The 18,402-nt window shown below is 34.5% G+C and carries 17 protein-coding genes and 2 pseudogenes; 9 read left to right on the top strand and 10 right to left on the bottom strand.

Features of this window, described 5'->3' with window-relative positions:
* Nucleotides 1–44 precede the first annotated feature (44 nt).
* From MHI11_RS09035 to MHI11_RS08995, 9 genes and pseudogenes are all read left to right on the top strand, one after another.
* Nucleotides 45–836 carry a phage tail domain-containing protein gene (locus tag MHI11_RS09035; protein WP_216927292.1) on the top strand — a complete coding sequence of 264 codons (792 nt, stop codon included), beginning with the start codon at nt 45–47 and terminating at the stop codon, nt 834–836.
* Nucleotides 837–846: 10 nt separating this feature from the next.
* Entirely contained in the window at nt 847–3,540 is a 2,694-nt protein-coding gene (locus tag MHI11_RS09030; RefSeq protein ID WP_340960878.1) for a DUF7359 domain-containing protein, read from the top strand.
* 17 nt (nt 3,541–3,557) lie between these two features.
* The gene (locus tag MHI11_RS09025) at nt 3,558–4,376 is read left to right on the top strand and encodes a hypothetical protein (protein WP_216927296.1); all 819 of its coding nucleotides are present in this window, start codon (nt 3,558–3,560) and stop codon (nt 4,374–4,376) included.
* A gap of 24 nt (nt 4,377–4,400) precedes the next feature.
* Nucleotides 4,401–6,515 (top strand): tail fiber domain-containing protein, encoded by a 2,115-nt coding sequence (locus MHI11_RS09020; RefSeq protein WP_340960877.1) that lies wholly within the window; start codon nt 4,401–4,403, stop codon nt 6,513–6,515.
* Nucleotides 6,516–6,542: 27 nt separating this feature from the next.
* Nucleotides 6,543–7,091 (top strand): annotated as a pseudogene (locus MHI11_RS20925) (peptidoglycan recognition protein family protein); the annotation flags it as partial.
* 153 nt (nt 7,092–7,244) lie between these two features.
* Nucleotides 7,245–7,997: pseudogene (locus MHI11_RS09010) on the top strand (peptidoglycan-binding domain-containing protein); the annotation flags it as partial.
* Between the two features lie 108 nt (nt 7,998–8,105).
* Entirely contained in the window at nt 8,106–8,495 is a 390-nt protein-coding gene (locus MHI11_RS09005) for a hypothetical protein (protein WP_106037369.1), read from the top strand.
* Between the two features lie 13 nt (nt 8,496–8,508).
* Nucleotides 8,509–8,763 (top strand): phage holin, encoded by a 255-nt coding sequence (locus MHI11_RS09000; protein WP_340911629.1) that lies wholly within the window; start codon nt 8,509–8,511, stop codon nt 8,761–8,763.
* Nucleotides 8,760–9,026, top strand: a complete 267-nt coding sequence (locus tag MHI11_RS08995) for a hypothetical protein (protein WP_340960876.1) — start codon at nt 8,760–8,762, stop codon at nt 9,024–9,026. The genes MHI11_RS09000 and MHI11_RS08995 overlap by 4 nt, the downstream gene beginning before the upstream one ends.
* 539 nt (nt 9,027–9,565) lie before the next feature.
* Here the strand turns inward: MHI11_RS08995 and MHI11_RS08990 are convergent.
* The 10 genes from MHI11_RS08990 to MHI11_RS08945 form a co-directional block, all read right to left on the bottom strand.
* Nucleotides 9,566–10,609, bottom strand: coding sequence for a YdcF family protein (locus MHI11_RS08990; RefSeq protein WP_340911634.1), 1,044 nt, complete (start codon nt 10,607–10,609; stop codon nt 9,566–9,568).
* Between the two features lie 51 nt (nt 10,610–10,660).
* Nucleotides 10,661–11,011, bottom strand: coding sequence for a DUF1093 domain-containing protein (locus tag MHI11_RS08985; protein WP_340911636.1), 351 nt, complete (start codon nt 11,009–11,011; stop codon nt 10,661–10,663).
* Nucleotides 11,012–11,026: 15 nt separating this feature from the next.
* Nucleotides 11,027–12,037: a DUF418 domain-containing protein gene (locus MHI11_RS08980; RefSeq protein ID WP_340911639.1), complete on the bottom strand. Its 1,011-nt coding sequence runs from the start codon at nt 12,035–12,037 to the stop codon at nt 11,027–11,029.
* Nucleotides 12,038–12,298: 261 nt separating this feature from the next.
* Entirely contained in the window at nt 12,299–13,567 is a 1,269-nt protein-coding gene (locus MHI11_RS08975) for a Y-family DNA polymerase (RefSeq protein ID WP_340960875.1), read from the bottom strand.
* Complete coding sequence (locus MHI11_RS08970; protein WP_340960874.1) at nt 13,560–13,889, bottom strand: YolD-like family protein; 330 nt, start codon at nt 13,887–13,889, stop codon at nt 13,560–13,562. The genes MHI11_RS08975 and MHI11_RS08970 overlap by 8 nt, the downstream gene beginning before the upstream one ends.
* 127 nt (nt 13,890–14,016) lie before the next feature.
* On the bottom strand, nt 14,017–14,496 hold the full coding sequence (locus MHI11_RS08965; protein WP_340960873.1) for an immunity protein YezG family protein: 480 nt from the start codon (nt 14,494–14,496) through the stop codon (nt 14,017–14,019).
* 5 nt (nt 14,497–14,501) lie between these two features.
* Entirely contained in the window at nt 14,502–16,427 is a 1,926-nt protein-coding gene (locus MHI11_RS08960; protein WP_340960872.1) for a T7SS effector LXG polymorphic toxin, read from the bottom strand.
* A gap of 88 nt (nt 16,428–16,515) precedes the next feature.
* Complete coding sequence (locus tag MHI11_RS08955) at nt 16,516–16,650, bottom strand: hypothetical protein (RefSeq protein WP_260851759.1); 135 nt, start codon at nt 16,648–16,650, stop codon at nt 16,516–16,518.
* The gene (locus tag MHI11_RS08950; RefSeq protein WP_340960871.1) at nt 16,651–17,760 is read right to left on the bottom strand and encodes a response regulator aspartate phosphatase; all 1,110 of its coding nucleotides are present in this window, start codon (nt 17,758–17,760) and stop codon (nt 16,651–16,653) included.
* A 215-nt stretch (nt 17,761–17,975) separates the two neighbouring features.
* Nucleotides 17,976–18,398: a hypothetical protein gene (locus tag MHI11_RS08945; RefSeq protein WP_340960870.1), complete on the bottom strand. Its 423-nt coding sequence runs from the start codon at nt 18,396–18,398 to the stop codon at nt 17,976–17,978.
* Nucleotides 18,399–18,402 lie beyond the last annotated feature (4 nt).

Genomic DNA, 18,402 nt, shown 5'->3' with positions numbered 1-18,402 from the left:
AGTCTGATTTCAGACTCTTATCCTTTTAACTAAGGAGATTTTAAATGATAAAAGAAAGCCAATATTTTTTATTTAATCATATAAGATCTATTGATATGGGTGTTGTTAATGTTAATACTGATGGTGGCCTACAAGAAGAGAACTTTTTAGCGGGAAAGACAATTAACGAAACGTTTCTTAAAGATAGACCTGATCCTATTGTTGATAGTATTGTTTACGAACCTTTTGAGATGCCTTTAAATTTCTATGTTGATCAGAACATTCGTGAAGGATTTTATAAAAATAGAAATCTAACACAAAAGAAATTAAGAGAAATTGCAAAATGGTTGACGGTTACTGACTACTCTCCCCTCTCCTTCAGCTCGAATTTAGATATCGTTTACTACGCAATTCCAATAAATGCTATGGATTTAGTACATAACTGTTCTGAAGACGGTTATATAAGATTGACTATGAAAGTCCTCCCTTTTAAATTCAGCACAAAAATCTCAACACCTTGGATAAACCCTTCAAATAAAGGTGATAACATTATCACTTTTGACAATAAGGGAGACTTAGATGTCCCTCTCTCAATGGAGATTCAAAAAATAGGTGATGGGAATTTAAAAATCACGAATCTTAGTATGTATCGAACTCCTTTCACAATTGATAATTTAAAAGATAAAGAAGTACTACAAATAGACTCGGTAAAAGAGTTAATGGAATCTAGTGTGACGGGCTACGAATGTTACGAACAATCAAACGAAAGCTATGTGATTCTTGGTGAAGGTCAAAATAGAATCAAAATTGAGGGTTCATGCTTGATAAGATTTAGCTATCGATTCAAATATTATTAAGGAGGTTGCTATGAATTTAGGAGAATTCACTTTTAAGCCAGGCAAGCTTAAATTAGAGCTATGTAAGACGAACAAAAAGAAAATCGCAAATATTGTTGATTTTAATAGCGCTTCAGTCAACCTAAATCACGCAGCCATTAATGATTTGAGTTTTAGCATACCACTTAAAGCTAGATATGATGGTGATGAAATAAAGACCAATCACATAGCGCAACTTATCAAACAGTGGTACTTGATTAAGGCTACTTTTTTTAACCGAACTGAATATTATGTGATTGACAGTATTACTAAAAATAACACCTCAGAAAAAGAAGAAATTCAGGTAAGTTGTCAACTCTCTCCTTATATGCTAAACAAACCAAAAATCAGGCAATATGAAGGTATATCAAAGAACCTCCAAGAAATCGGTGAGGTTTGTCTAAAGGGAACTGGTTGGACTGTTGGAGAAATTGAAAGTACGCTTAATGAAAAAAGACGATCATTCTCCATTGGATCAATTACATCAAGGTTTGATTTTCTAAGGAATATTTGTGAAACATTTGACGCTGTGCCTGTGTTTGACACTATCAATAATAAAGTATCATTCTTCGAAAAAGACAGTGTATCTAAATACAAAGGTGTTAAGATTTCATCTCATAACTTTATGATTGATATGACAGATACTAGAAGCATGGATGATGTCGTGACTAGGCTTCATGTAACCGGAAAAGACGGCATTGTTATCAATTCAGTTAATCCAACAGGTCAAGGTTACTTGGATGACTTCAGCTTCTTTTTGAACCCTTTTCAACGTGATGAAAACAGGAATGTAGTTAAAAAAAGTGACTACATGAGCAATGAGCTTTGTCATGCTTTGCTAGACTACAATGAACTTGTCGACAAAGAATCAAAAAAGTTTAAAACAATGTTGGATGACAAAAAGAGTATCGAAGCCAAAAAGACTGCTCAAGAGAATGAGCTATTCGTTCTTAAAAACCTTGAACTGCAGCAAATTTTAGATCGAATTGAAGTGGTTAAAGAGACTGAGGGAGACACTAAAGATCTAATAAAGCAAAGAGATGCGAAGCAAAAAGAAGTTGATACAAAAAAGAAAGAAATCGATAAAACTATTTCTGAGATTTCCACGTTAAACAGTCAAATTGAGCAGCTTAGAAAACGACTAGATATGAGTAACTTTCTTGGTGAAGAGATGTCCAATGAGCTGTCCAAATTTATACTTGAAGATGAATGGACTAATGAAAATATCTTCGATGAAACGGAATTGTACGAAAAGAGTTATGAAGAGTTAGATAAGCGTAAATCCCCTCCTATCGACATCAAAACAAATATAGTCAACTTTTATAATGCTCTAAGTGAAAAGGAGTATTGGGACAGAGTTTCTTTAGGGGATATTGTTAGAGTACAAGATAAGCAATTTGCAACTGAATATAAAGCAACATTAACTGGTATGAGCTTAAATTTTGATGATGCATCTATTTCTGTAACAGTCTCAAACGGAAAAAAAACTAAAAAAGACGATGACTTTATCCAAATGCTATATAGAGTTGATAAAGCATCTACTGAATTCAACACTCGGAAAATCGATTATGATACGCTTGCTACCAATTACAACGCACGTAATGACCGCATTTCTACCCTTCCCTCTCCTCCAACCATCGGAATGAAATCTGTGACTCACAAAGTGAATGAAAATGGCTCTGTCGATATTTCGGTCTCTTGGAATTATCCAACGTCTGATGAGGATAAATACAATATAGATGGTTTCATTGTATATTGTTATCCTGATACATCTTCAGATGCCTACTTGTTCGGAGCTTCGTTGGCTAAGGAGCAACGAATTTCTGTTAGATATGATAAGCGAATAGCTACCTTTACTTCACAAGTTCCAACAAAATATTTCACTTTTGGAGTACAGTCATACAGAAATGTTGAAACTTCTATTAGCTCAAATGGTGTTTTGTTATCTGATATAGTTCAACCACAAACACCAAGTGAGAATCCTTACAGGCCATCTAATACTGTTGAGGTTAAAGGTAAAGTAAACGGAATACGCCAGATTTCTACGCCTGAAAAGCCTTCTAGTCCAGATGTCAACACTCTCTGGATTGATCCTACAACTAATAAATCTGAATTGTATGATGGCGAAAAGTGGATTGTTCAATCTGCTGGTAACGCTGACTCCTTAAATGGTATAACTCCTGCTCTAAACGAAGAACCCAACACTATACCTGTTAGAGATGATAACGGTGTAATATCAGCATCTATATCAGGCAGCGCATCTAAATTAGGTGAGTATACAGACCAAGACTTCATTCTAAAGACAGATAAAGATATGCCAAATGGAGTTGCTGTATTAGATGCTAACGGAAAGATTAAGCTGTCCAATCTCCAACAAGTAAGTTTTGTCGGCACATATATCGGTAATGGAATTCAAAACAGAACAATCCCTCTCCCCTTCACCCCTTCCCTGGTTAAGGTTAAATCCACAGTTCAAAATGATCCTGCCTTAGTTATTGTTAGCACAAGTGGTGGTTATGTGGAGGAAATATTTGAATCAAATATCTATTTTAAAGGAATAAGCAACCTTCCAGATAACACAAACGGACGACTTGCGAATATGGGATTTGTGACTGGTTCAGATTCAACGTCTAAAGGTAATAAACAAGGAGTCACATACTTCTTTGAAGCGTATAGAAATCTATAAGAAAGGAGTGATTCTAAATGGATTTCCCAAAACTTTATAATGATCCAATCTTATATCACAAAAGAAAAGATACTTATGATGATCCTTATATGAGCTACGATGAAACACATTCTATTCTTAACGGACGAATACTTCTAACTGAAAATCCTAATCGTGAAAATAGAGTTGTTATTACCGGAGGAAACAAAGAGTGGAAAGAAATTGAAGATGGTGAATTAGAAGACGACTGTTTTCGTGTTGATTACATGATGGGAGTTGTCTTTTTTAATACTTCTAACGAAGGTAAACAACTTCAGGTTAAATACATTGGAGAAGGTGCTTACTTCTCCCCTGCTTCACGTATTTGGATTAAGAGATCAGGCAATGCAGTAGTTGAAACTTTGCAGGGTCTAATCGATGAAGCTGAAGATTGTATTATTCGCATGAACGAGAGAATTTTAGAATGCGAACGAGTCATCAAACGCTGTATAGAAATAACTACTTGGTGCCGTCAAATCACCTCACAGTATGAGCGTGTCGTCGAGGAAACAAAGAAAAAATACTACCCGTCTGTCAATAACTACTCAGATTTAATTGTTGAATACCCAAACCCTCAAGTTGGTTGGACTGTCGCTGTTAAGAACATAAAAACAGTTTATCGATGGGATGGATTCGAATGGGTTGATATAGGTGTTTCAGAAGTCTATGAAGGATTCAACATTCTTTTGAGTGCTTATGAGCCCCACAGTTTAAATTATATTTGGTACCAAGATGAGAGTTTAAGTCCTACCAAGAAAAGAGTTGTTATTTCTAACGCAGCTCCAGAAACAGGCCAGATATGGTATAAGCCTGATTGATACACATAAAGGAGGAATAAATTAATGGGTTTTAGAATGCCAGATCCTGCTACTGGTGAATATGTGCCAATGGCCATTGAATTGCTGAAATCTGACGGTGTTGGATATACCGCACCTGAAATTAAAGCCAAATTTGATGGAATTCTAGATTCAGTAACAAACCTGTCTACAACAACTACTGATAAGCTGAAAGAAATGGCTGACTTAATTGGAGACATTGGCGAGCTTGCAGGAGATACTGGAAGTATTGTAGATACAATTAAAAAAGAACTAAACCAACGTGGGATAAACGTTAAATGGCTTGGTGCAGTTGGAGACGGTGAAACAGATGACACACCAGCTTTCCTTGCTGCAGAAGCTCTATCTAACAATGAGTATCCGATCTTCGTTCCACCAGGTACTTATTTAGCTGATCAAGCAGACTTGAAAGGTAATTACTTTGGTAATGGTGCATTTCTTATTGTCAAAGAAAGAGAAGCTTTCAACGCAACTGCTCCCCCAAGTCAAAAAAGAGATCAACGTCTGTTCCCTCTCACCTCTTCACCCCTTCCTATCCTCAATGAATTCTATGGGAAAAACTCAGGAATCAAAATCACTTTAGACGCTTATGGAAACACATCTACAGGAGAAGAGTCTTTAAGAAACCTTACTTCTGGTAAGCAAAATACCGCTATCGGCTTCTTATCCCAAATGAATAACCAAACACAGTACTCAAACGTTTCAGTCGGTGGAAGTACTTTAGCACAAGGAACTTATTATAGTCGTACCACGGCTATCGGAAATAACTCATTAAAATGGGCAGGCATTAAAGATCCAATCGTGTCTAGACATGAACTGTGGCTAAATGAGAAGGATTTAAACAACATTTGGAACATTTCAGGAACAGATTCTTACATCTTGAAACAAATGAATCCTGAAGTTGAAAAATTGATTCAGCCTACAGGATACCCTGCTCCACAAGGCGCTGTTATTGTTAATGAAGGTGGAGGCTTTCCTGCAGCAACTTCCTCATCTCAAGTTTTAGGTAATACTGGTGTTGGTCGTAATGCTCTACTTCAATTGGTTAGAGGTATCCATAATACTGCAATTGGGTATCAAGCTCTAGCAAGATCTTATACGACTGAAAGATGTACAGCTATTGGTGCATTTGCATTGGCCAATAACCTTGCTGGTAAAGAGAATATCGGTATTGGTAGAAATGCAATGAAGTATAACCAAACTGGTCAAAAGAACATTGTTATCGGTAATAACGCTATGGGGTATGACATATTTGGCACTAGAAATATTTTCATCGGGCATCAAGCTGGACAAAGATCAAACGGAAATAAGAATGCTTCCCACACTCTAAATACTGTTATTGGGACGTACGCTCATCAAAATAAAACAGATGGTGAAGCAAACGTTTCTATCGGTGCTAGAACACTTCTAAATGGTGCAAATGGTAGTCGAAACGTTGTTATAGGTACTGAAGCTGGTATCAACTATACTGGCAACAACTCTATTATCATCGGAAATAAAGCAATGCCTAACAGTAACCAAGATCGATTATTATGGATTGATTACGGTAATGATGGCAATGCCTCTCCTTTCATATACGGTGATATGGGAAATAACATTATGAACCTTCGTGCAAACTTGCGACCTGACACTGATGCTTCTCAATCATTAGGTGCTCCTTCAAGACGATGGGCTAACATCTATGCTTCAAATGGAACAATCAACACTTCTGATGAGAGATACAAGCAAAACATCACTGATATTCCTGACGAATGGCTAGATGCATGGTCTGAAGTTGATTTCTGTAGATTTAAGTTTAAAGATGCAGTAAGTGAAAAAGGAAGTTCTGCAAGATGGCATATTGGTGTCATTGCTCAGAAAATCGATGAAGTGTTTAAAAAGCACGGCTTGGATGCCACTGAAATCGGATTGCTTTGTTATGACAGATGGGATTCTGAATTTGTAAACAAGGTAGATCCTAAAACTGGTGAATTCGGAGAGAAAATCGAAGTTGTAAAAGGCGGATACATGTGGGGCATTCGTGCTGATGAGTGTCAATTCCTAGAGATGGCTCTAATGAGACGTGAAACCGAAAAGATGCAGCAAGAGATGCGTGAACTTAAGGCTGCATTATTGAAATAAAACTATGATTTTATAGGAATATTGCTTATGCATAACAGAGAAAGACAGAGCATGTGTGAGAACGAGAGAGCTTGGGTTATCCCCTGCTCTCTTTTTGTGCTCAAAAAATTAATTGGAGGAATTTATTTAATGAACATTACTCAAAGTTTGTTGACTCCCAACAAATACTCCAGACCTCAAACAGCTTTAAAAGGTGTCAAAGCAGTTGTTATCCATTGGGTTGCTAATCCAGGATCATCCGCTGAAGGAAATCGCAATTTCTTCAACAATCGTAAAAGTGGAACTTCTGGATTCGGCTCTGCTCATTACATTGTTGAAGGTAATAAAGTAATTCAATGCTTGCCTAATAGCGAGTTAGCTTATCACGTCGGCTCGAATGTTTATACAGCAAGTGCCCTTAGAAATCTGAGCTCATACCCAAATAATTGCACAATTGGCATTGAAATGACTCATCCTGATTGGACTGGTAAACCTGATACTGCAACTTATAAAACAACTGTAGAGTTAGCTGCCTCCCTTCTTAAAACTTATGGGCTAAAATCTGAAAATCTGTGGACACATAACCAAGTAGTAGGATGGAAAGACTGCCATCGTTATTACACTAACAACCCTAGTGCTTGGGTTCAATTTGTCAGTGATGTTAATAAAGCTTTAACAGGTAAAACTGTAACTATTCCAACACCGAAGCCATCAGACAAAAATGACCTTGAGTTAGTTGAAGCTTACGGTCTTGGTGATAAAGGTGCAAAAGTTAAAGAAATTCAGTCTAATCTAATTAAGCTTGGCTATAAATTGCCTAAATACGGTGCGGACTCCCACTTTGGTGATGAAACTGTTGCTGCTGTGAAGGCATTCCAAAAAGCAAACAAGCTAGCAGTAGATGGAATCGCTGGGAAAGCGACTCTTGCTAAGATCAAAGAGTTGTTAACTAAATCTAAAGCCCCTTCTTCCTCTAAGTCTAACTCTTCTAAAGCAAGTGGCTCTCTAAAATCTAAAGTAGACGGTCTTCGATTTTATGCTAAAGCTTCATGGGATGATAAAGATGTTGTCAGTACTGTAAATAAAGGTATTGGCTTCCCTACTGTTGTCGAAAAAGTAAAAGTTGGTACGGCATACCAATATAAAGTGAAAAACTCAAAAGGTGCAACGTTTTATATCACTGCTTCAGATAAGTATGTTGAAGTAACAGGCACAGTTAAAGCATCTACTCCTGCTAAGACCGCTTCAAAGCCAAAACAGAGCTCTAAAAGTTCATCAATTAAATCTGTTGGGAAAATCAAAATTATCGGCGTGTCAGGTGCTGCTTTTATTATGGATAAACCTGATCGCAATTCAGCCAAGAATCTAGACACCATCTCATTAGGTAAAACAATTGAAATTTCTGGATCTGTTAAAGGTAGTAACAATCCTAAAGGTTACTGGGAAGTAATTCACGAAGGTAAACGTGCTTACATTTCAGGACAATATGGCAGTAAAGTATAACTAAATTAATATAGATTTTTGTGGATTTACAAATATCCATGAAAATTTATGAAAATCAACTTCAGGGAGGTGAACTAAAATCACCTCCTTCTCTAAGGCTGGTGTCAAATGGAAAGTAATGACGTTCATGTTCGTATAAGCTTGCTTGAAGAAAAATCAAATCAGCAAGCAATTCAAATTGTTAAGCTAGAAGATAAAACAAATACACTCAACAGAATTGAAATGATATGCGAACAACAACTTGAATTTAATAAAGAGTCTCAAAAGCAATCGAAAGAGTTAACTTCAACACTCATTGAAATGAGTAATAATTTAAAAAACCTAAATAAATCTTATGAAAAATTAGATACAAGGGTTGAAACTCTTGAACGAAGTGATTCAACAAGAAAGATAGATCCTTCGCAGTTTACCAAAGATATTTTTTATAAGATTCTTCCTTCAGTAGCTGCAACGATAATCGGAGCATATTTGCTATACCATTTCGGAATTAATAAATAAGGAGCTTGATGTAATGAAAATCAACTGGAAAGTACGTTTAAAAAAGAAAACATTTTGGGTGTCAATCCTCTCAGCCACCCTTTTATTCGTTCAAATGGTCGCTGAGGCATTCGGTTATGACTTAACAGGATTTGGTGATGATCTAACTGTAAAATTTAATGCTCTGCTTATATTTTTATCTGCTATCGGAATTATTGATGATCCGACCACTAAAGGTGTATCAGACAGTGAGCAAGCTTTAGAATATGACGAGCCTAGAGAGAAATGAATACGGTAAATATTAAGTATTCGCCATACCCAAATAAATTCAGTGAAGCCCACATTAATACTGAGGGTGAGGAGAAAGTTCTAACTCTGTTGTTAGACGAAGTTGAAGTTCCCCAAACTGATGAAGAAAGTGAACCAGCTATCTTCCCCGTTCTCAAGATTTCACTCTCTGAAGGCTTGGGCAACGAAGACATTTTAAGGATGGAAAAAGAAGATGCTAAAGCATTTCTTCAAGTTTTAAAAGATATGATTAAACAAATGTGAGAGAGGTAATCTCTCTTTTTTTTTCATTTTTTATGGAGGTTAAATTATACGATTAGGATCTGGATACAAAGGCTCTTTAAAACTAGAGTCAACAAACATTGAGAACTTCGATATTGTCCCTCCAGAATCACAAGGTTCGAATAGACCGACACAGTTTTATAAATTTCAATTTCGCAATGACCAAGATTGCACTGTTTCTATAAATCACGGAGAACCCATTTTCATCAGGTCTGGGGATGGCTTTTCAATGGATCATATTGACACTCCTATCTTTAGCTTTGTAATCAAAGAAAAAGGAATTCAGTATAACTTTGCTGGTGCTCACACATGAGCTTTTTTAATCCCAGGTTAAACAATGGAATATCACTGAAATGGTCTTTTGAATATACGCCTGACGAGAACGAGCAAATGATCTCGTTTATTGAAGTTCCAGATTACGACCCAACTAAAGATCAACTTTCAGTTATTGTTGGAGGAGTTGAGTGCTCCCCGCCCCACCGCTGCATCACGGAATAAATTAATGATATTACGTCTTTTCCTTAATATATAACTCTTGCTATTACACTTATTAAAATAGCTAAAATTGTTAAGAACATAACTATACCAATAATTAATGAATGTTGTCGCTTCTTCATACTTAGAATAGCTACATACTCTCTTATAAAGGCATTTATCCAAAAATAAAGCTTTGTCTTAGAACCATAACCATATATTTTCAAACCCATTTCTTTAGCTATTAAAGATGCTCTTAATATATGGAAATTATTCGATACTAATACAGCCTTATAGTTCTTACTCAATCTACTCATTATATCTTTTGAATAAAGAATGTTTTCTTCCGTTGTTTTAGAGCGTGTTTCTTCTATTATGACATTATCATTTAAACCTTTTTGTTTAGCATAGTTTGCCATTGCTTTCCCTTCGGGTAAACTTTCATCTTCTCCCTGGCCGCCAGAAAATATTATTTTAATACTTTCATTATTCTCATATTTGTTACGGATTTCAATAGCTTTATCAATTCTACTTGCTAGTAAAGGGGGTACTTTATCATTTATTAAGCCACTACCTAAGACAATAATAAAATCAGGACGTTCAATTATAGGTAATTTTTGCAATAAATATGTGTTTATAAAAACTGTAATATGTACTATAAAATATGCATAAACGAGTGTAATTCCAATACTAATAAACCCTATCTCCCTAATATACTGATAATTATTTAAAATCTGAATACATATTATATATAAGATTAAACTAACTAAAACGATTAATGTTAAGCTATTTGTAAACCTTTTACCTTCTAATTTTCTTATTTTAATTCCATTATATAAAAATAAAGGTATAAACCACCATAAAAAACTGGAATAGAAGACCATAATGACAACTAGTAAGAGTATGCCTAAATTGGGTATTATAGGAATTTTACCTAACAGTGAGATGAGACTAAAGGGAAATAAACATATGGAAGTTATTACTAAAAAACCATTAATCATATTTCTTCGATCATACAATATTGATAGTATTAAACCGATTACTGATATTATAAATAGAAACCATAAAAATAAAATCAACCATATATCCATAATATTCTCCAATCCATAATTATTTAAGAATCCATAAACATTATAGCATGCTTATGGATTCTTATTTTTTTCAAACTTAGACTTAGATATTTCTTTTATGTTACTTACTATAGCTCTTCTTTCTTCCCATTTGACAAGGTATGCTTGATTCTTCTTAATTGGACTCAATAAGCTCAATTTAAGATTTTCACTCTTACCATCTCTATAACCTGATACTTCATAAATATAATACTTGTTTGACTCCCCTTGATCATTTGTCTCATGTTTTATTTTAGGGTCTTCAGTATTATAAATATAATACTCATTTGTTTTATAGTAACCTTGATCAGAAAATAAATAATACCCTCCGAATGATGCAATTCCTATAATAACTAAAAATAATATTAATGCTAACTTAGCCATAATTTTATTATCCTATTAAGACTTTTTTAACGTTCGATAAGTTAATTTTCTCCATATATATTCTAATGGTCCTTGTTTAAAGTACTTTAGTATAAGATAACTACATATAAAATTAATTGAAATTATAATTAATGCAAGGTATAGTATTTGAACAGAATTAGGAAATACAATACCTAATACAGAAATCAAGATTCCACCTATGATACTTTGCATGACATAATTCGTAAATGCCATTTTACCAATCCTCTCAAAAGCAAATACCATTTTTTCCATTTTTAGTGAAATATTTTGTAAAATGAGAAAATATAATATTGTTTGTGGAATTGCTAATAAACTTATATCTAAATTGTCTTTAGATTGATAAGTACCCGCTATATATATAATTACAACAATAATCATTATTGACACACTTGATAAGAATATATACTTATTTCTATTTATTTTTGATACTATAGAATCTTCACTGTATATATATCGGCTTTTAACCATATATAATCCTATTATGAAGAAGTTAAGAATTAGTATACTGTCATTCACTATAAAATCTAAACCCATAAACTCTATATGAAAAGATTTTATAATAACACTAACAAGGTAAAGAGACATAATGCTTATGGATATGTTTTTTAATATAATAGATGATAATCCATATAAACCCATAACAATAAATCCCACCAAAGCATAAGGCACTAATATACTTCCCCAAAATATAGCTACCATATGAATAATACCTAAAATTAATAAAAAGGTTAATCTACGAGACATAAATCTATATGGTGAGATACCTTTTGATTTACAATTATCCATAAATATCCCTATACCAATTCCAAATAAAATTGAAAATAAACCAAAAAATTTTTTCGTAACTAAAATATCAATTAACGAACTAATCATAGATTCAATATGTGTGGGTTCTGGTAGGTTCATATCCTCAGTTACCATCACAAATGCTGGTATATTAATCAACAAAATACCACATATTGCAAAACCTCTAATAAAATCTAAACTCTTTATTCTTTTATTCATTGCTTACTCCTTTTTAATTCTAGATTGCATAAGTATAATAAATTCATTATCTGATATGCTTTTTAGACATCCATTATTTTTCCTTACATCTTTAACATATCATATTATAATAAAGGCTCACTACAATATTATGTGACAATCACTGTATCTATATAACAATATTGTCACTTTCAAAATTATAACATGTGACAAATCACCAATCATTTGGTGATTTAATGCAGTATTAGTTATCTATAACTGAAAAAATGCATATTTTCAATATTAGCTTCTATGACCACCAGTTAAACCAGCTCTGTACAATGCAGTGCCGCCTTTAGTATATGAAACAGCCCTCAGCAGCGACTTCGCTCCGTATTTATTTCTAATACCATCCATAACGTATCCAAGCTGTCTTTTTTTCTCTAATCCTCTTTCATCGAATAAAGTTAACTGTTGATTAGCATCTTCCTCAATTTTGCTTAATGTGACTGAAATACTTCTAACAGTCTTATGTTGATAAAACGTGTTAAATAATTCAATACATGTGTTATAGATGTCCATAGTGATATTTGTTGGGTTTTCGATTGTTTTGCTTCTGTGAAACCCTCCTCCATATTCATCTTTGCTATATCCGATACCTAAGCTAATCGTTCTCCCTGCTTTGTTGTGATCTCTTGTTCTTTTAGCAACCTCTTCACATATTTCAAGTATGACTGCTTTGATTTCTTCTTTTGTCGTGTAATCTCTGAGCAGAATCTGGCTTTTACCAAAGCTCACTTGTCCTTGTAGTACTGGAGCACCTATCTCAGATAAATCAATTCCCCATGCATGGTGGAAGATTTGGTTCCCCATTACTCCGAATTTCTTTTCTAAGGTTTCCAGTGAATACTTAGCTAATGCACCGACTGTGAATATACCCATTCTATTCAAGTTTTGCTCCATTCTCCTGCCTATTCCCCACATTTTAGAGATTGGTCTAACTGGCCATAGCTTTTCTGGAATGTCTTCATATCTCCATCTAACAATACCATTCGGTGCTTTCTTACTTTCTAAATCCAAAGCAAGTTTGCTGATCAGCATATTGTCACCAATCCCAATTGTACAAGGCAAGCCAAATTCCCGCATGATGGCATCTTGGATATTTTCAGCAATCTCTTCAACACTGTTCCACATTCTCATAACACCATCAACTTTTAAAAAGGATTCGTCTATGGAATAAGTGTGAACATCACATTCTGGGACGTAACGATAAAACAATTGAGTAATTTTCGTTGATACGTTTATAAATGTATCCATCTTGGGATTAACAATATGGATTCTTGCATCATTAGGTATTTCAAACAGCCTTGAGCCAGTTTTAATTTTAAAATCTTGTTTAAGTTTGGGGCTTGCTGCCAACACAACACTTCCCTGTCTCTCTGTGTTACCTACAACAGCTAAATAACATTCGAGAGGATCTAAGCCCATCATTACTGCTGAAATGGAAGCGTAAAACGACTTCATATCAACACACAGTATCTTGTGACGTGGAAACTTAGTGTAATCAATCATAAGAAACACCCACTATGTCATCTATAACAATGAAGTAGGTTTCGTGCGACAAATCCTTTATATGTAGCATTTTCTTTTCATAATTGATGTATTGTGTAAATCCTTTTAGTTTGTTGACAACTCCTGAATCATAAATAGAAAAAGTCAAAGGTTTGTTAACACTCATTGCATAGGCAATTGTTGATTCAAATTCTTCTATTTGTTGTTCATCTATAATTGGCTTATCTGTTTTTTTCGTCTCTGCTAGGTCGTGTTTAAGTCGTGCAACATGCTCAGGCAACATCATAGCAGTCCATTTAATCGTTCCTCTGTCTCTAAGCATTTAATCACTCCTTTTGAATGATTAAATAGTAACAGAACAAACGTTCTTTATCAATGAGTTTAGAGAACTTTTGTTCGATGTAAATATTGGTATTTAAAAACCCTCCTTTAATTTGGAGGGCAGTGTGTTAGTTGTTTTCTTCTTTATTTTTAAGATAATTCAGCACAGCTTCTTTATCTTTCTCGTCTTCTGGTAAAAACCCGAACGTTTTATACTCCCATATGGCTCTTCTCTGGATACCATAAAGCCCTATAGATAAAATATCTTCATAGCCATAATCAATAGAGAATTTCCCTGTTTTATCTAATTGGAGGGTAGCTGTTGTCCAAGCACCTAAATCATTTTGTATATATGCTTTTTTCAATTCTTCAAAAGTTTTACTGAGTTCGTATAATAAATGAATGTATGTTGATTTACTTACATTATATTTATGTGGAATTTCATGTCCATAAACATACTCTTCACTATTAGTCTCGTTGAAACAAAATGTAATTCCAGCCGAATCATCAAGTATTTCTGCATACATCCAAACTTTATCCCAATCACACGGTATTAATTCATTAATTGATTCTGCTATTTTTTTATAATAGCGTTCTATTGATTCCATTATCCTTAACCTCCAGGTTGATTCTTGATAAATTCTTGAACATAACTTTTTCCGATTTTATATTCCACAAAAAAACTATCAGGTCTTAACAAATCACCCTGATAAATAGGCTCAATACTTACCTCTACATGTTTAGGTGGAATCTCTTTTAGTGCAGCTAACCATTCCTGCTCCATGTTGTACCATTTCCCACCACTACGATTAATTTGGGAATTCATCGGAAGTAGGTTATCAATATCGCCTGATCCTTTGAAAATAGACGCAATTAAATGACCACCGTCATCATCTAGTAATCGGTCAGGCTTTCCTGAATTTGACTGAGCGTATTGATTTCTTTTGACCTCTCCGTATTTTAAATCACCTGCTTCGACTTTGACAATTCTTCCGTAGTGGTCGGTTGTGTAGGTGTACCCTTGCTTTGTTGAATACACAACATTTGGTTTTAATACTTTTTTCCGTTTCCATCTCACATAGTGGTCTCCGTAACTGACAACAGCCGGTGGTGATTTAGGTGCTGGTAATCGTCTCCCTGTCTGAGAGATTCCGTATCCTGAGTTGTTGTCTAGACGCTTTGCCATGGAAAGGAGTTTATTTTTGAGATTTTCGCCGTCAAAAACGTTATACGGTATTTTCCCTCCACCAGCTATTTGAAACTTTGGTGAGTACGGCAATAGATTCGGAATAGAGACTCTGTCTATTGATTTTGCTCCTTGTTCAAGCCCTTTCTTCACTGTAGTTTTCGCCGCTGTTGTCCCCGTTTTTGTGATGGCTCCTGCCCCTTTAGAGCCAAAGACGATTTCTGCTAGAGAACCAGTCGCATAGGCGAACCAGTGTGATCGGGAATACGCATCACCATCTATGACTTCTTTTTGGAATGAGTCTGAAATTGATTTTCCAATCGCTTTCGATGTTTCAATTGGGTGAGAAACAGCCGTAACGACTGATTCAACGGCACCCCCAGGATCTGTCACAAGATCGTAAATGCCAACTACTGTATCTTTGGCCACATCATATAGACCAACAGCAGCACCTTTTACACTATCAACGAATACCTCTGATGCTTCTTCCTGCGCTTTGATTTGGAGCAGCTGGCTGTAATACATTTTTTGATCGTAAGAAAGATTTTCATATCCAATTTCATCTACAATCTCAAAGTATTTCGCTTCTGATATACACGAAGGATCATTGAGCTTTTCTTTCAATTCTTTGATTCTTCGTTTCTCTTTTTCTTCTTTTTTCACTTTTAAATATGCTTTCACCTGTGCATCGATTTTATCATGATTCTTATACACATCTGTCTCATGAAATGCCTTTGCATCATAATACATGGGCTGAGCGTTCTTTCCTTTTCCTGTAGCAGCCATCATCTTTGCATAAAAAGTTTTGAGGTGATTCTCAATCGCTTCTGACTTTGCGTATTCTATTTTCAACTCATGGTCTATTTTATGTAAAGCATCAATTGTCTCTTTTCTTTTTTTGTTCGCATCGTCTAAATGTTCATTGACCTCTTTACTTGAAAATGTGCGTAATTCAATCAAATCACTGATATCATCAAAAATAGTGGAGAGGGCTTCTTTTTGTTCCTTGACCATATCTTTATTGTTCTGAATACCTTGCTTCAATTGAACGTCTAAGAAGTGCTCATCAATAAATGTACTCCCGCCTAATGATTCATCATCAAGCTTTCCTTTCACTCCATCTAAAAAGGCCTTTTGCATATCAATAAAATCAAGATAAGTATCTGTGTATAGTGCAAGATCATTATAAAAATCTTTGATATTATCTGCACCTTTTCCAGTAAACTCATCACCGAGATTGGCAACACCTTGTAATGCCTTTTTCAAATCTGTTATTTCTTCCCGTAGCTTCTGATACACCTTTGACCTCTGTTCTACAGCTGATATCAGGGAGGGAGCGTCTAATATCTTCATATAAAAAAGACTCCTTTGTGAAATATTCTTTTACTAGAATACCATAAGGAGTCTTATACTTTAATCCATTTTATCAATTTTTAACCATTCAACCTCCAGAGCTTCCTCTTGATGCAACTGTTTGAACATCATCATGTAGAGGTTGAATCAAACCATTTGTAAAGAAAAGTGTACCTAGTGCAACTACAGCTATTGATAATGTTATAAAAATAGACTTTTTCATTTAATTCACTCCTTTTCCTACATACTGGCTTGCACGTAAGGCTCTTTTATAGTAATCCAATGATTGTTGCAGCAAGCCTATTCTCTCTAAATATTTCGCCACATCAACTAAGATTTCCTCTAAATCAACCCACACTCCTTTTTCTTCAAGTTCTGAGCACAGGGTGGTAATATTATTTATTTGAGACTCAGTAACATCATAAGCAAGCTCTTTTAATAATTTAAATTTAATCTGAAAGATTTCATGTCCAACTTGTTCAGATAAACTATACCCTTGGTCAATTAATTCTATTGCTTCTTTACTTTGAGTGGAAATTTGAACTCTAGATAATTCGTACAAACATCTCAATTTCAATAAATCTTGGTTTTCAATTTCTCTGTAGCTTAAGGTGCGCCTGTATAATTCCGCTGCATCTGAGTAATTACCTTTTTTACTTTCTAAAAACCCCATATTGTAATACAGGTGAATTATTAAGTGATTATCGTCTATATTCTTAATCATTCCCTCTGCTTCATTAAAGAGGTCACTTGCATCATCATATTTAAATTGATCTATTAAGTTTAGTGCGTGAAGCAACCTACAGTTGATTTGTCTTTTGATATATGTTTCATGTGCATTAAAAGTATCTGAAGCGATTTGAGCATGATATTTAGATAGGAAAGTCATTTTCATATCATAGAATAGAACAGCTAATTTATAATGAAATTCTGCTTTTTCTATTTCATCATCAACATAAGCCAACTTCTTTTCAGCAATTCTGAAATAACTTAATGCCTTATCATAATCTTGCAAGTAGTCATGATATATCCCATTGTAAAAGTAGAAGTAATATGACATGAGTTTATTTGTTTTTTCTTCTTTTTCGTCTGGAGCGTTTCTCTCAAAGAACGGCTTGCCTAAATTTCTGCTAATATTCTGAAGTTTCAGCTTAATTCTAAAGCTCAGTAGCTGATAATACAAAAGAATATCCTGATTTTCTTCCATTGATTCAATTGCACTGTCTATATCATCTTGCATTTCAATAGCTGCTGATAAATCCCCTTTTTGTATGGCAAGATTCCAAGTATTTAACATGTTGCCTACCTCTTGAGAGGCAATTAACCTTGTCATCCCGTTACCCCCTTGTAAACAATTCCTTTGTATAATTTTAACATGATATTTACAACATATGTAAAGTTAAGTTGCTCATTTTGAAAGTTTTCGGTATCCCGCAATCGAGGTGTTTTACTTGGTTTACTGAGTTTTGAATAATCAATGAGACAACATTTTGATCAGATCGTTTTCATTTAAACAAAAAAGGATGCTTTTTTCGCATCCTTCAACCTTTAGAAACTATCGATTTCAACTATTATTTCTCTTTCACCGAAATATGGAGAATACATTAAGTAATATCTATCTTTTACTTTAACATCAAAATGCACTTTGTTTGTCTTTTTGTCAACCAAGAAAGATTCATCATCTTTATTTGCGAAGTAATAAGGGTACTCTTTTCCTTCATCATCTTTCAACTTGAAATCTCCAGGTGTAAGGCTCAGTCTCTCTTCTTCTAATTCAAATGTAAGAACGTAGTCATTTTTAACATGCATAAACTCATTAGCCATGGTTTTGTATGCCCTGCTTACTCTAAATGATTTTCCATCCACTTGAATTAACTCATTTAATTGGTGAACTTCAGGTTCTCCCTTGTTCAGTTTCATTCCCATTTCTATATTAATGCCGTATTTTTTAAATTTAAAATTCTTTTCCATATCA

Source organism: Bacillus sp. FSL K6-3312, assembly GCF_038007485.1.
In the GTDB taxonomy this organism is placed as follows: domain Bacteria; phylum Bacillota; class Bacilli; order Bacillales; family Bacillaceae; genus Bacillus; species Bacillus pumilus.
This window is presented reverse-complemented; position numbering and strand designations above follow the sequence as displayed.

Coding starts and splice junctions, on each gene's coding strand:
- MHI11_RS09035 (WP_216927292.1), top strand. CDS start 45: ATGATAAAAGAAAGCCAATATTTTTTATTTAATCATATAAGATCTATT.
- MHI11_RS09030 (WP_340960878.1), top strand. CDS start 847: ATGAATTTAGGAGAATTCACTTTTAAGCCAGGCAAGCTTAAATTAGAG.
- MHI11_RS09025 (WP_216927296.1), top strand. CDS start 3,558: ATGGATTTCCCAAAACTTTATAATGATCCAATCTTATATCACAAAAGA.
- MHI11_RS09020 (WP_340960877.1), top strand. CDS start 4,401: ATGGGTTTTAGAATGCCAGATCCTGCTACTGGTGAATATGTGCCAATG.
- MHI11_RS09005 (WP_106037369.1), top strand. CDS start 8,106: ATGGAAAGTAATGACGTTCATGTTCGTATAAGCTTGCTTGAAGAAAAA.
- MHI11_RS09000 (WP_340911629.1), top strand. CDS start 8,509: ATGAAAATCAACTGGAAAGTACGTTTAAAAAAGAAAACATTTTGGGTG.
- MHI11_RS08995 (WP_340960876.1), top strand. CDS start 8,760: ATGAATACGGTAAATATTAAGTATTCGCCATACCCAAATAAATTCAGT.
- MHI11_RS08990 (WP_340911634.1), bottom strand. CDS start 10,609: ATGGATATATGGTTGATTTTATTTTTATGGTTTCTATTTATAATATCA.
- MHI11_RS08985 (WP_340911636.1), bottom strand. CDS start 11,011: ATGGCTAAGTTAGCATTAATATTATTTTTAGTTATTATAGGAATTGCA.
- MHI11_RS08980 (WP_340911639.1), bottom strand. CDS start 12,037: ATGAATAAAAGAATAAAGAGTTTAGATTTTATTAGAGGTTTTGCAATA.
- MHI11_RS08975 (WP_340960875.1), bottom strand. CDS start 13,567: ATGATTGATTACACTAAGTTTCCACGTCACAAGATACTGTGTGTTGAT.
- MHI11_RS08970 (WP_340960874.1), bottom strand. CDS start 13,889: ATGCTTAGAGACAGAGGAACGATTAAATGGACTGCTATGATGTTGCCT.
- MHI11_RS08965 (WP_340960873.1), bottom strand. CDS start 14,496: ATGGAATCAATAGAACGCTATTATAAAAAAATAGCAGAATCAATTAAT.
- MHI11_RS08960 (WP_340960872.1), bottom strand. CDS start 16,427: ATGAAGATATTAGACGCTCCCTCCCTGATATCAGCTGTAGAACAGAGG.
- MHI11_RS08955 (WP_260851759.1), bottom strand. CDS start 16,650: ATGAAAAAGTCTATTTTTATAACATTATCAATAGCTGTAGTTGCACTA.
- MHI11_RS08950 (WP_340960871.1), bottom strand. CDS start 17,760: ATGACAAGGTTAATTGCCTCTCAAGAGGTAGGCAACATGTTAAATACT.
- MHI11_RS08945 (WP_340960870.1), bottom strand. CDS start 18,398: ATGGAAAAGAATTTTAAATTTAAAAAATACGGCATTAATATAGAAATG.